At 34.7% G+C, this 13,228-nt stretch carries 9 protein-coding genes; 5 read left to right on the plus strand and 4 right to left on the minus strand.

The window, feature by feature from the left end:
- Nucleotides 1-403: 403 nt before the first annotated feature.
- The 3 genes from ABD692_RS01365 to ABD692_RS01375 all read right to left on the minus strand — a co-directional run bounded on the left by ABD692_RS01365 (nucleotide 404) and on the right by ABD692_RS01375 (nucleotide 1,777).
- Nucleotides 404-568, minus strand: coding sequence for a histone H1 (locus tag ABD692_RS01365; RefSeq protein ID WP_316758252.1), 165 nt, complete (start codon nucleotides 566-568; stop codon nucleotides 404-406).
- Nucleotides 569-770: 202 nt separating this feature from the next.
- A complete protein-coding gene (locus ABD692_RS01370) occupies nucleotides 771-1,301 on the minus strand; it encodes a DinB family protein (protein WP_316758250.1) in 531 nt (176 codons plus the stop codon).
- Nucleotides 1,302-1,411: 110 nt separating this feature from the next.
- Nucleotides 1,412-1,777, minus strand: a complete 366-nt coding sequence (locus ABD692_RS01375; protein ID WP_316758249.1) for a response regulator — start codon at nucleotides 1,775-1,777, stop codon at nucleotides 1,412-1,414.
- Between the two features lie 416 nt (nucleotides 1,778-2,193).
- On the opposite strand from ABD692_RS01375, the gene ABD692_RS01380 reads away from it, so the two are divergent.
- The gene (locus ABD692_RS01380; RefSeq protein WP_344764325.1) at nucleotides 2,194-3,579 is read left to right on the plus strand and encodes a tetratricopeptide repeat protein; all 1,386 of its coding nucleotides are present in this window, start codon (nucleotides 2,194-2,196) and stop codon (nucleotides 3,577-3,579) included.
- A 140-nt stretch (nucleotides 3,580-3,719) separates the two neighbouring features.
- On the opposite strand, the gene ABD692_RS01385 is transcribed toward ABD692_RS01380, so the two are convergent.
- Entirely contained in the window at nucleotides 3,720-5,585 is a 1,866-nt protein-coding gene (locus tag ABD692_RS01385) for a TonB-dependent receptor plug domain-containing protein (RefSeq protein WP_344764327.1), read from the minus strand.
- Between the two features lie 63 nt (nucleotides 5,586-5,648).
- Here ABD692_RS01385 and ABD692_RS01390 point away from each other — a divergent pair, with 63 nt between their 5' ends.
- The 4 genes from ABD692_RS01390 (at nucleotide 5,649) to ABD692_RS01405 (ending at nucleotide 13,156) form a co-directional block, all read left to right on the plus strand.
- Nucleotides 5,649-7,136, plus strand: a complete 1,488-nt coding sequence (locus ABD692_RS01390) for an aminotransferase-like domain-containing protein (protein WP_344764328.1) — start codon at nucleotides 5,649-5,651, stop codon at nucleotides 7,134-7,136.
- A 314-nt stretch (nucleotides 7,137-7,450) separates the two neighbouring features.
- Nucleotides 7,451-8,533, plus strand: a complete 1,083-nt coding sequence (locus ABD692_RS01395; RefSeq protein WP_344764330.1) for an efflux RND transporter periplasmic adaptor subunit — start codon at nucleotides 7,451-7,453, stop codon at nucleotides 8,531-8,533.
- Nucleotides 8,534-8,559: 26 nt separating this feature from the next.
- The gene (locus ABD692_RS01400; RefSeq protein WP_316758238.1) at nucleotides 8,560-11,730 is read left to right on the plus strand and encodes an efflux RND transporter permease subunit; all 3,171 of its coding nucleotides are present in this window, start codon (nucleotides 8,560-8,562) and stop codon (nucleotides 11,728-11,730) included.
- Nucleotides 11,723-13,156, plus strand: coding sequence for a TolC family protein (locus tag ABD692_RS01405; protein WP_344764331.1), 1,434 nt, complete (start codon nucleotides 11,723-11,725; stop codon nucleotides 13,154-13,156). The genes ABD692_RS01400 and ABD692_RS01405 overlap by 8 nt, the downstream gene beginning before the upstream one ends.
- Nucleotides 13,157-13,228: the final 72 nt, after the last annotated feature.

Consider the following 13,228-nt stretch of genomic DNA (forward strand, 5'->3'; position numbering starts at 1 on the left):
CAACGTCGAGCAAAAAACTTTGCTCCGAGTTTATGTCCTCTTTGAATTCAAGGTAATGACTTCGATTAATTATATTAATATGTTGCTCCATTGATGACCTTTATCGCTGTAAAGATGCCAAGCTAATGTTAATTTGATTTAAACGCCACATTAATTCGCTTTAGGTCACAAATATTTTGCAATCAGTCTGGGGATTTCGCTTACAAACTTGCGGTACAAAATTTAAGCAATGATTGTTTATCTAAAGAAAAAATATTGTTTGTAGTTTGATATAGAATCACATAGCAAAATCCAGAAAAGGCTTTAAAAGATTAAAAAGCGACATTTAATTTAATCTGATAAATTTCAGTCAAAAAAATGCCCTGATATAAAAATATCAGGGTATTACACAAAATGCAATCGTTTATTTGTCGCTATTTTTTTTTTCGGTTACTTCAGTTCTTATTTCTTGAGCTAAAGTTTTAAGGTCTTGCATTGCTTTACGTAATCTGGTACCAGCAGTTGCATTTCCTACCTTGTAAAATTTTGATGCATCTGATTCAGCTCTCAGAAAACGCGGTATGGTCATCAGCTTTCATAAGGTCTATCAATTCAATATCCTTATAAGTTTCCAATTGCTGCGTTAACATTCTTCGATTAAATAATTCACCCTTTTCAAAGCTACACAACCATTTTTAAATTAAAAAAATTGCTTTATAAAGGTTTTGCAAAAACCATTAAATTAAAAAAGAAACATTTAAAACGTTCCTTTTTTATCTTTTAGCCAGATTTTAAAATAATTTTTCTTGAGGTGGAGTAGCGCCCGCAAGGCGGATGTAAACTGTAGCTTGTCCTCTGTGATGTGTTTGGTGTTCGAATGCTTTACCCAATGCCTGTTCTTTGGTTAATTCAAATCTTCCGAATAGCTTTATTTGCTCTTTAATTTGAGCAGGTGAAAGTTTTTTTATTCCCTCGATTACAAAGTCGTAACTTGCCAAAACATCTTTAGTAACTGTTGCTTTGGTTTTATCTGTGCCTTTTTCAAGGCCTACTGTTCCTACAGGACTTTTTTCTCCTGTAGCTGCCGAAGAAAATGAATAGTTGGCATCAGCTAGGTGTAGCATTTGCTCTGCAAACGAACGCATTTGCGGCGTAGGTTTTAAAGAATACGAAGCTTCTGGCATTACATCAAGATATTCTTTTGTATAAGCTTTTGCTCTTTCCCAATCTTTAACAAGTTCGGTTGATGTACTTTGAGCCTTAACTGTTCCAGCCAACATTACAAGAAAAAAAAGGCTTATAATTAGTTTTAATTTTTTCATAATTAAATAGTTTTATTCACTACAAAAATAAGTTTTTTAGTGGTATAATTTGTTTTTAAGTTTTACTGTCATCAACAAAAATATACTTATAAAACTCGTGCTTGGAAAATTTAAATATTTAATAAATCTTTAACGTTTCGGCCTAATTTGTTATAATCAAACGGCTTAAACATAATTGCATCAGCATTACAAGGTATTTGATCAACCTGCGATTCGAGCATTGCTGTAATTAATATAACTGGTATTGATTTGGTTAAATTACTTGCTTTTAATTCGTTGCATAGTTTTCTTCCATCGTTCGTATCAAGAATTATATCCATTAAAATAAGATCTGGCTGGAAGCTTTTAATTGTAGGATTTAAAAGGTCGGATTTATGAATGCTTTCGACCACAAAATTATGGTTTTCCAGAACCAAAGTAATAGCTTCTGCATTACTTACATCATCATCAACAACGAGAATTTTTGACACGGCCATTTCATGCAAATTACAAAAAAACAAATACCATTCAAAATTAAGATTAATGAAAAATATCTTTGATGGAAGACACAAAACACTGATTAACTGCCAAGTAAATATTCCAAATAACTATAAGCACCAATAATATGTCCAAATTGGCTATAAAAAATTCAAACGGCATTTCAGCTTGCAAAAATGATTAAACCAATAAGTTAATAAATTTAGCTGATTAGATTGTATTTTTAACGCTTGCATTATTTAGATAAGTCCTTGATTGTTTTATCTCTTCAATTGTTTAATTGAAAGCTTTAAGTGTTTTGGTACTCCCTAACTAAACAAATGAATAAAGCCAGGTTTAAAATCAGTTCGTTTCTTCCAGTATTTATTTTCATCTTTTTATGTGTCAAAAGTGAGGCACAAACGACCACAAAAAGATGGATAGCCTATACCTTATTGCTCGGGCGATCAATAATTCGGATTCGAGTTCTGTATTAATTAATAATCTTTTAAAAGAAACCAGGGCAAATAATTATGCCCGAGGCAAAATAAATCTTTTGCTTTTGAAGGCAGTTGGCTTATTTAATACAGGCAAATTTGATGAAACCATAAAATTTACTTACGCTATTGAAGATGAAGTTAGGGAGAGCGGACTTTACCCTAAAATATCGCATTTATTAGCCTTGCGAGCGAATAGCTATCAAAGTTTATTTTTTTTCAGCAAAAGTAATGAGAGCTTAAAGGAGTCGCAGTATTACGCAGAGAAAATTAAAGAGCCTGATTTTAAATATTTCGCTTTTGGAAGAATATACAGACTAAAATCCAACAACTTCGGAGCAAACAATAAGGAAGCTTATAATCCAGATTCTGTTATTTATTATTCAATAAAGAGCTTCACAATTCAAAATAAAATCGTTAATCCTCAAATGAGAAATGGTTTGAGTATTGATGCATATAATCTTGGAAATTTATTTTTAAATAATAAAAAAACAGATTCTGCAAAGCGTTATTTTCAAATTGCATATACAACAGCAAAAAAGATCAATCAATTAGCACTTATGGGCGAATCGATGATTGGACTTGGGCAGATCAAGGAGAAACAAAACCAACTCGACAGTGCATTATTTTATTATAATGCTGCTTTAAAAAATGCAAAGGAAGGAAAAAGGGCAACTAGCATTAAGCGTTGTCATGAATTACTAGCAGCCATATACAGCAAAATGGGTGATAGCAAAAATTCATTAACGCATACTCAAAAATATGCTGTAATTACCGATAGCATTGCTAATGCTAATAAAAAAGCAAGCAGTGTAACAGCTGGCCTTGTGATCAATGAAAAAGATCTAATAAGCTCAAGAAGTAAAAACAGATACCTCTTAATTATCTCAGGTTCTATTTGCTTTCTATTCATATTGATATTTGCAATAGTTAAACTCCGAAAGAAACATTCTGAGACAATTCTGTTTCATAAAGAAGAACAGAATCTGTTAAATAAGCAATTAAATGATTTAGTTGCTGATAAAATTACTGATGAAGTATTAAATGAACTGGTCGTAATGGTTAAAACAGATGATCCAGCCTTTTTTGTTAGGTTTAAAGAGTACCATCCTATTTTTATTCAAAAAATAACCCAGCTTTCGCCTGATATTTTGGTTACCGATTTAACGATTTGTGCTAAGCTACGTTTGGGGCTAAACACTAAGGAAATTGCTTACTTCAGCCGTTCATCATTAAGATCTGTAGAAAGTAGAAAATACCGAATCCGAAAGAAATTGAATTTCAAGGCGGAAGACGATTTAGCAACCTGGATTGTGAATTTGTAAAAAAGATTATTGAATTTTTGTCGCAAAAAAACAAATCATCCCTTTATCAATTACTCCTTGATAAAATTTAAACAACAATAAAAGGTAGTTTTTAAATCAAAAATACCTTTCATTGTTGTTTAGAATACTGAAATTTAGAATTATAAATAAGATAGTTTTACACCAAGATTTACCCATTTTGAGGGCAACGGAACAGCTCCAACTTCGTTATAGGTTGCATTGAAAATATTTTGTGCATCCATATAAAGTGTTACTCTATTAATTTTCTGACTTAGGCGCAAATCGTGAATCCAATAGGATGCTCCAGTTGCCCGCTCATTAAATCGCGTAGCGTAAAGAATACTAAAATGCTTGTAGCTAAAATCAACAGTATTGGTTACCTGATGTTTTAATGATGAAATTTGATACTTCGAGCTTACATTTTGTTTAACATCTTTAAATTCAGATGCCAGATAAGAGTAAGCCAGAACGAAATTTATTTTAGATTGTTCAGATAATTTAGTGAAATAACCCGAACGCATATTTAAGCCATAGGTATTTAAATCGCCAAAATTACCACTTTGAAATGGCTCTGCAGTTGTAGCACGTGTATAATCAATAAAGTCGGCTATGTTTCTGTGAAAATAATTTACGTTTACGGTAAATGCGTTTTTGTTAAATTTTATTCCAAATTCGCTTTGCAAAGCATTTTCTGGAGTAACATTCGGGTTTCCAATATTGCCTGGTCTTTGATCCAAATAAAGATCAGTAAATGATGGTAAACGTTGGCTCGTACCAATGTTTCCAACCAATACAAGTTCGTTTGTTAATGCATAGCTTAAATCTATGCCAGGATATATTTGCCAATTGTAATCCGAGTTGTAATTTAAATAAGCACCAATGTTAACATTTAGCTTTTCAAAAAAACATGTTCTATATTGTGCGTACATGCCAAGGTTATCTCTTCGGTGCTTGCCGATGTTAGAAGAATTAATCGCTTCTACCCTGCCTTCTGCTCCAAAACCCAACTCGCCTGTAGCCATTTTGTAAGCTGTATTAACTTCTGCGCTGAACGAATTTGTGTAATGCTGGCTTCTTCCTTTATCTAAAATAGATTCACTAAAATAACGATAGTCGTCGTAATTATATCTATAGCTTAAACTCGGCATTAATGTCCATTTCGGCGATAAACGATGTTTCGATTGAATTGAGGCTAAAGTGGTTTGCACTTCTTCATAAGAATTTTTATCGCCAGGTGCAGCATAAAAACCGTTAGCACCAAATCCATTATTTACATAACCCGCCGACGCCATAATTTCGTTTAAACTATCAATTTGGATATTTCCCTGATAGAAAATTTTACTATTTTCAAAACCAGTATTGAAACGATAACCGTTACTTTTATCTAGCGATGCAAAAAGAGAATGCTGTTGTTTTTCTTTACTCAAAGCACCGCCAATCTGCGTACCAGCATTGTAAAAGGTTTTTCCTGAACCTTCAGTATTTTTTTCAAAGTTGGAACCAGCATAAGAATTGAGTAGAAATCCAGTTTTAGTTGGCTTTTTGGTAACGATGTTAATGGCGCCTGTTAAGCTGTTAATACCATAAATTCTTGCCGCGGGTCCTCTAATTACTTCAATGCGTTCGATCATTTCAACAGGTATAGGTATGTTGAGCATATTATGCGAAGTTTGCGAGTCGATAATTTTTATACCGTTTAATAAAAGAACGGTCTGTTCGAAACTTCCACCATCAATACTAATATCAGCCTGGCTTCCAAAAGGTCCTCTCTGCCTGATATCTACTCCGTTTGCATACTGAAGGATTTCCTGTAAACTGCGACCAGGTAATTTTTCGATGGTAGCGCGATCAATTACATAAACATTTCTATTTTGTTTGGATATAGGCGTATTAAGGCGGTTTTCATTGATAATCACCTCATCCATTACGGTAACCGAATCTATCTTCGTTTGAGCGAAAATTTTTGTAGAACTAAGTATTAAAATTGCAAATAAATATTTTTTCATTCTGATTAATTTCTGCAAAAATACTACCTTGCCGTACCAGTATTCTATACCGGTTTTATAATAATGGATAGTCCGGTTCAAATTCCTTTTAAAAGTTTTATCAATCTCGATCCAAACGACAAGACGGCTTTGTATTTACAAATCGTTTTTGGGTTCATCAACAGTATCCAATTGGGGCATTTTCCCGAAGGCATTAAACTTCCTGGAACACGGATTTTGTGTAAGGTGTTTAATGTGAACAGAAATACGTTAATAAGAGCTTTTCATGATTTAGAATTACAAGGTTGGATTAAGATTTTACCCAATCAGGGCACATTTATTCTCAGCAACCAAACACATAAGCATAAAGCTGAATCAAAAATTAGTTCTAACCAAAATGCCAATACTAAAAATAGAGGCTTTTCTTTTAGCCATTCTACCGTGTTGGAAAACCCATTAGAAGAAAGTGATTTACCTTATCAATTTAACGATGGATTACCTGATATAAGGCTTTTACAAACTGATGTATTGGCAAGACTCTATCTATCAAAATTAAAGAACAAAACTAAATTTAAATCATGGGAACAGATAAAAGCACAATCTCATGCTGATATTAGAAATAATTTTTCCAACTTTCTAAACCTTACCCGCGGATTAAAAATATCCAGTTCAAGTTTACTCACAACCAGCAGCCACGAAATCAGCTTATACCTGGTTGCGAAATCGCTAATCAAATTTGGAGATAAGGTTGTTGTTGCTTCGCCAAGTTATTATAAATCTAACATGACTTTGTCGGATTGCGGAGCGCAAATTGTTTCTATTCCCATTGAAAAAGATGGAATTAGCATCAAACATTTAAAATCGGTTTGTAAAGCTCAACAAATAAAAGCGTTGTATTTAACCTCGAATTATCATTACCCAACTACAATTGCGCTGAGCGCAAAGAAAAGAATGGAAGTGCTTGAGTTGGCTAATGAGTTTGAGTTTGTAATTATCGAAGATGATTATGATTTTGATTTACACTACGATAATAATCCTGTTTTACCCTTAGCGGCTTTCGATATTTTTAAAAGAGTTATTTATATTGGTTCATTTGGTCGGTCATTGCCTTCGGGTTTCGGTTTTGGCTTTATTTCGGCCATACCCGAATTTATTTCCGAACTAGAGAAACATAAAAATATTTTAGAACCTGAGGTAGATGTTATTAAGGAACAAGCCTTAAACGATTGGATACAGGAAGGTGAAGTGCATCGGCTTTTCAAAAAAAACAGAAAAGTTTACGGCGCAAGAAGAGATGAATTTATCGCATTGCTAAATAAAAAGTTAAAAGGACGGATCAAATTCCAAGTTCCAGCAAGGGGTTTAGCGGTTTGGATAGAATGGCTTGAACAGTTTAGCCTAATTAAATTCAGAGATGAATGTGCTTCACAAGGTTTATTTTTACCAAAAACAATTTTACATCAAAATAAAAATTTTACAGCAACCCGATTGGGGTTTGGGCATTTTAATGTAGCTGAGATGGAAATTGTTGTAGAAATTTTACAAAAATCGCTCGATAAAATTTTGAGTTAAACTGCTCATCAAATAATTACGGCACCTCTTTACCTAGTTTTTTTCTTCTTTAAGCAAAAATGAGATGATTAAAATCGTCTGTTTATTGAAGATACCACTTGATCAACATTAATCAAATGGCACCATCATTCAAATCTGAATTTTAACTTCATTATAACTTCATAAATCTGTAGTTATTTCGTACCAGTATTAAATCAATAGGGTATGTTAAATTATTGAGTTCAATTGTATCAATTAATAAGATATAATCTTGATGAAACGAGTATCCTAAGAACTAGGAAAAAACAAATCAGATAACTATTCAAGAAAACAAAATGAAGAGAAATGTCATGTGCCTCGCTTTAGGTACTTTGCTTTACGTAACAGGTTGTACATCCAAAAAAGAAGAAAAAGAAGAAGTAGCAACTTATGCGGTTACCACACCGTTGAAAATGGATACATCTTTTACAAAGGAATATGTTTCGCAGATTAAATCTGTACGAAACATCGAAATTCGCGGACAAGAGAAAGGCTATTTGCAAAACATTTATGTAGATGAAGGTCAGCACGTTACTAAAGGGCAGCTGCTATTTAGAATTATGCCAAAAATGCTACAAGCCGAGCTTTTAAAAGCACAAGCAGAAACACAATCTGCAGAAATAGAACTTCAGAACACAAAGTTGCTTACCGATAAAAATGTGGTTTCTAAAAATGAACTCGCAATGGCTAAAGCTAAATTGCAAGCGGCTAATGCAGAAACATCGATGGCTAAAATGCATTTGGCATTTAGCGAAATCAGGGCTCCTTTTGATGGAACTATAGATCGTATTCCTTTAAAATTAGGAAGTTTAGTGGATGAAGGTGCATTGTTAACCAGTCTTTCTGACAACAGCCAGGTTTTCGCCTACTTTAACGTTTCTGAACCAGAATATCTTAATTATCAACAAGCCACAAAAGCAAAAGGACAACAAGAAGTTGGTTTATTGCTGGCCAACAATGAGCTACTAAAAACAAAAGGTAAAGTAGAACTTATTGAAAGTGAATTTGATAATGAAACGGGGAATATCGCTTTCCGTGCCAGATTTAACAACGCCGATAACTTACTAAGAAATGGTGAAACAGGTAAAATTCAAATGGTTGTCCCTTTGAAAAATGCTATTGTTATTCCTCAGAAAGCCACATACGATATTCAAGATAAAACCTATGTTTTTGTTGTTGACAAGAATAACAAAGTGCATTCTAGAGTAATTACAGTTGCCAGTGAATTGCCTGATTTATACGTAATCAGCGATGGTTTAACCTTAGATGATAAAATATTGCTGGAAGGTGTGCAGAAAGTTAAAGATGATGATAAGATTGCCTTTAAATTCCAAAAGCCTCAGGATGTTATCAAACAATTAAGATTGAAAACCGAATAATCTAAATCCCCGCTAATACTTATTATATGTTTAGTAAATTCATACAAAGGCCCGTCCTTTCTATAGTTATATCGCTTATAATTGTGTTTTTAGGTGTGCTAGCCATAAGCTATCTGCCAGTAACACAATTCCCCTCTATTTCCCCTCCTAAAGTAAATATTACTGCAGAATACCCTGGAGCAAATAACGAACTATTAATTAAATCGGTTGTAATACCACTAGAACGTGCGCTTAACGGCGTACCTGGCATGAAATATATTGCTTCGGATGCTGGTAACGACGGTGAAGCATCTATTCAGGTGGTATTTAATTTAGGTACCGACCCGAATCAAGCTTCACTAAACGTTCAAAACCGTGTAGCTGCTGTAACGAATAAACTTCCGCCCTTGGTTGTTCGAGAGGGTGTGAAAATCAGCCGTGAAGAGTCTAACATGTTGATGTATATCAACTTGTATAGCAAAGACCCTAAAATGAACCAAAACTTCCTATACAACTTTGCCGATATCAATTTACTTTCTGAATTGAAAAGGATTGATGGGGTTGGTTTTGCCGATATTTTGGGTGATAGAGATTATGCAATGCGTATCTGGTTAAAACCAGACAGAATGCAGGCTTATAAAATTTCTGTTGATGAAGTGATGAAATCACTTGATGAGCAAAGTTTAGAAGCTTCCCCAGGTAAAACAGGTGAAAGCTCTGGTAAAAGGTCGCAGGCATTTGAATATGTCTTAAAATATTCTGGTCGTTTCAATACAAAAGAAGGTTACGAAAACATAGTTTTAAGAGCAAATGCTAACGGCGAAATGCTGCGTTTAAAAGATGTTGCAGATGTTGATTTTAGTGCCGCAGCTTATAACTTATATTCTACTTTAAATGGAAAAGCATCGGCAGCAATCGTTCTGAAACAATCTTACGGTAGTAATGCAAGTCAAGTAATTAAAGATGTAAAGGCAAAAATGGCGGAGATTAAAGCCACCTCTTTCCCTAAAGGTTTAGATTACGAAGTAAGTTACGACGTATCTAAATTCCTGGATGCATCAATCGAAAAAGTAATTCACACCCTTGTAGAGGCATTTATACTGGTAGGTTTAGTTGTATTTCTCTTCCTTGGCGATTGGCGTTCAACAGTAATTCCAGCCATCGCTGTACCTGTTTCCTTAATTGGAACCTTTGTTTTCATGTCGTTCTTCGGTATTACACTGAATCTAATCACTTTGTTTGCGCTCGTACTCGCGATTGGAGTCGTGGTAGATGATGCGATTGTGGTTATTGAGGCGGTACACGCCAAGATGGAAAATGACCCGAAGCTATCGGTACTTAGGGCTACACAAGAGGCTATGAAAGAAATTAGCGGTGCAATTATCGCAATTACCTTTTTAATGGCTTCGGTATTTATCCCTGTAACTTTTATGTCAGGCCCGGTTGGTATTTTTTACCGTCAGTTCTCCATTACAATGGCAACGGCAATCATTCTTTCGGGTATTGTGGCCTTAACCCTTACTCCTGCTTTATGTGCCATTATGTTGAAAAACAATCATGGTCATGCTAAAAAGAAAACGATAGTTGACAAGTTTTTAGATGGCTTTAATAATGGTTTTGCTAAGCTTTCGGGTAAATATGAAATTGTATTAACCAAAGTGGTAAGCCGTAAAATATTGACTTTTGGTGTACTAATTTTATTTTGTTTAGGCATTTGGGGATTAAGTGGTAGTGTTCCATCTGGCTTTATTCCTAATGAAGATCAGGGAATGGTTTATGCGATTATTCAAACGCCTCCAGGTTCAACACTTGAGCGTACTGACCAGATTGCAGAAAAACTACAAAAAATGTGCGAAGGTATTGATGGCGTAAAATCAGTATCATCATTAGCTGGTTACGAAATTTTAACAGAAGGTACAGGCTCAAACTCCGGAACTTGTTTAATTAACCTGAAAGATTGGGATGAACGTAAAAACTCTGCTCAGGAAATTATCAAAGAACTTGAAGAGAAATCAAAATCAATTCCTGGAGCAACAATAGAGTTTTTCCAACCACCAGCAGTACCTGGTTATGGTGCAGCAGGCGGCTTCGAACTTCGTCTTTTGGATAAAGCAGGTAGTGGTGATTATAAAAAGATGGAAACCGTAGCTAATGATTTCGTTAGAGAACTTAACAAACGAAAAGAGTTATCATCGGTATTTACATTCTACAGTGCAAGTTTTCCTCAATATATGTTGAAGATCGACAATGATATTGCACAGCAAAAAGGAATAACAATTGATAATGCGATGAATACGCTTTCAACTTTTGTAGGTAGTAATTATGAAACGAGTTTTATTAAATACGACCGACAGTATAAAGTTATGGTACAAGCCTTGCCACAATATAGAGCCTTGCCAGAGGACATTCTAAAATTATCTGTTAAAAACGATAAAGATGAAATGGTTCCATTCTCTGCATTTATGAAAATGGAAAAGGTTTATGGTCTTTCGGAAATTACCAGACACAATATGTATAATGCTTCTGAGATCAGCGGTCAATCGGCACAGGGTTATAGTTCTGGTGAAGCAATTAACGCAATTACAGAAGTAGCTAAGAAAACACTACCAAGAGGTTTTGGTATCGATTGGGCTGGTATTTCTAAAGATGAGGTATCAAGAGGCAATGAGGCAATTTACATCTTTTTAATCTGTTTAGGTTTCGTTTACCTTGTGCTTGCAGCCCAATATGAAAGTTTTATATTGCCTTTATCGGTAATCCTTTCTTTACCTGTTGGTATTTTCGGGGCCTTCTTATTCTTAAAGCTTTTGGGCTTAGAGAACAACATTTATGCACAGGTTGCAATGGTTATGCTAATTGGTTTGCTCGGTAAAAACGCCGTACTAATTGTAGAGTTTGCAACACAACGACATGCTCAGGGCGCGACCATACTTAAAGCTGCTATGGAAGGTGCCAGTGTACGTTTCCGTCCGATTTTAATGACATCCTTTGCTTTTATTGCTGGTTTAATACCATTAATGATTGCCAGTGGACCAGGTAAAATTGGTAACAGGACTATTGGTTCAGCGGCAGCAGGTGGTATGCTTTTCGGTACCATTTTCGGAGTAATTATTATCCCGGGATTATACTATGTATTCGGAACAATAGCTGCCAGACATAAGCTTATTAAGATTGAAGAAGAACATCCGTTAACTGAAGAAATAGAAGATAATGTTTAAGAAAAATATTTATAAGTACGTTGGTTTAATGTTGATATGCGCTGCATACTCAGCATGTAAAGTACCTGAGTTTGCTCAACGTAGTGAAAATAAAAATGTACCTGCGAGTTTTAACAACTCGCAGGATAGCACAAATACCGCAAGCTTAAAATGGCGTAGTTTCTTTACTGATCCAAAGTTGGTTAATTTGATTGATACTGCATTGAAAAATAATCAGGAGTTAAATATAACCTTGCAGGAAATTGAAATTGCCAAAAACGACATAAGAGCTAAAAAAGGCGAACTTTTGCCAATGGTTGGTTATGGTGCTGGAGCAGGATTCGAAAAAGTTGGCCGTTATACCAGTTCAGGTGCGGGTGATGCTTCTACCGATATTACACCAGGCAAAGAAGTACCAGATATATTACCAGATTACAGATTTGGCTTGCAGGCTAATTGGGAAGCCGATATTTGGCATAAGTTAAGAAATGCTAAAAAAGCAGCTGTAACACGTTATTTATCTACAGTTGAAGGTAAAAACTTTGTTGTAACTAACCTGGTGGCCGAAGTTGCCAATTCCTATTATGAATTGCTTGCTTTAGATAATCAGTTTGATATTGTTAAGAAAAATATCGCTTTGCAAAGTAATGCATTGGAACTTATGAAAGTTCAGAAGCAGGCTATGCGTACTACTGAATTAGCAGTAAGAAAATTTGAGGCAGAGGTTTTAAGTTCTAAAAGTTTAGAATTTGATATTCAACAAAATATAACAGAAACTGAAAACAAAATTAATTTCCTGTTAGGTCGTTATCCACAACCCATTCCAAGAGATAAAAGTAATTTTATCAATCTAGTTCCGCCTACCGTTCAGGTAGGTTTGCCAGCTCAGTTATTGGCTAATCGCCCTGACATTAAACAAGCTGAGCTTGATTTAACTGCAGCTAAACTCGATGTTAAAGTTGCAAAGGCGCAGTTTTACCCATCTTTAGGCATTTCTGCGACCATTGGTTATCAGGCTTTTAATCCATCTTACTTATTGAGAACGCCTGAATCTTTAGCCTATTCTTTGGCTGGAGATTTAGCTGGACCACTGATTAATCGTAACGCAATAAAAGCAGAGTATTTAACTGCTAATGCGAAACAGTTACAAGCTGTTTTTAATTACGAGAAAGCGATTTTAAATGGTTACGTTGAGGTTGCTAATCAATTATCGAACATCAGCAACCTACAAAAAAGTTACGATTTGAAAGCAAAACAAGCCGAAGCACTTACGCAATCTATTGATATTTCTAATGATTTATTTAAAGCAACCAGAGCTGATTACTTTGAAGTTTTAATGACCCAACGCGATGCGCTTCAATCAAAATTAGAATTGATTGAAACTAAAAAACAGCAGTTAAATGCTGTGGTAAACATTTATCATGCTTTGGGTGGTGGCTGGAACTAATGTAATGCAATCGTTCCAACTTATTTAATATTCCTTTTTACGAAGAAAGCCTTTTAAGTAATCTTAAAAGGC

This window comes from Pedobacter ginsengiterrae, from assembly GCF_039537385.1.
GTDB classification, from domain to species: Bacteria; Bacteroidota; Bacteroidia; order Sphingobacteriales; family Sphingobacteriaceae; genus Pedobacter; species Pedobacter ginsengiterrae.

Excerpts from the sequence above, each read along its gene's own strand:
- ABD692_RS01365 (WP_316758252.1), bottom strand. The coding sequence starts at position 568 with ATGACCATACCGCGTTTTCTGAGAGCTGAATCAGATGCATCAAAATTT.
- ABD692_RS01370 (WP_316758250.1), bottom strand. The coding sequence starts at position 1,301 with ATGAAAAAATTAAAACTAATTATAAGCCTTTTTTTTCTTGTAATGTTG.
- ABD692_RS01375 (WP_316758249.1), bottom strand. The coding sequence starts at position 1,777 with ATGGCCGTGTCAAAAATTCTCGTTGTTGATGATGATGTAAGTAATGCA.
- ABD692_RS01380 (WP_344764325.1), top strand. The coding sequence starts at position 2,194 with ATGGATAGCCTATACCTTATTGCTCGGGCGATCAATAATTCGGATTCG.
- ABD692_RS01385 (WP_344764327.1), bottom strand. The coding sequence starts at position 5,585 with ATGAAAAAATATTTATTTGCAATTTTAATACTTAGTTCTACAAAAATT.
- ABD692_RS01390 (WP_344764328.1), top strand. The coding sequence starts at position 5,649 with ATGGATAGTCCGGTTCAAATTCCTTTTAAAAGTTTTATCAATCTCGAT.
- ABD692_RS01395 (WP_344764330.1), top strand. The coding sequence starts at position 7,451 with ATGAAGAGAAATGTCATGTGCCTCGCTTTAGGTACTTTGCTTTACGTA.
- ABD692_RS01400 (WP_316758238.1), top strand. The coding sequence starts at position 8,560 with ATGTTTAGTAAATTCATACAAAGGCCCGTCCTTTCTATAGTTATATCG.
- ABD692_RS01405 (WP_344764331.1), top strand. The coding sequence starts at position 11,723 with ATGTTTAAGAAAAATATTTATAAGTACGTTGGTTTAATGTTGATATGC.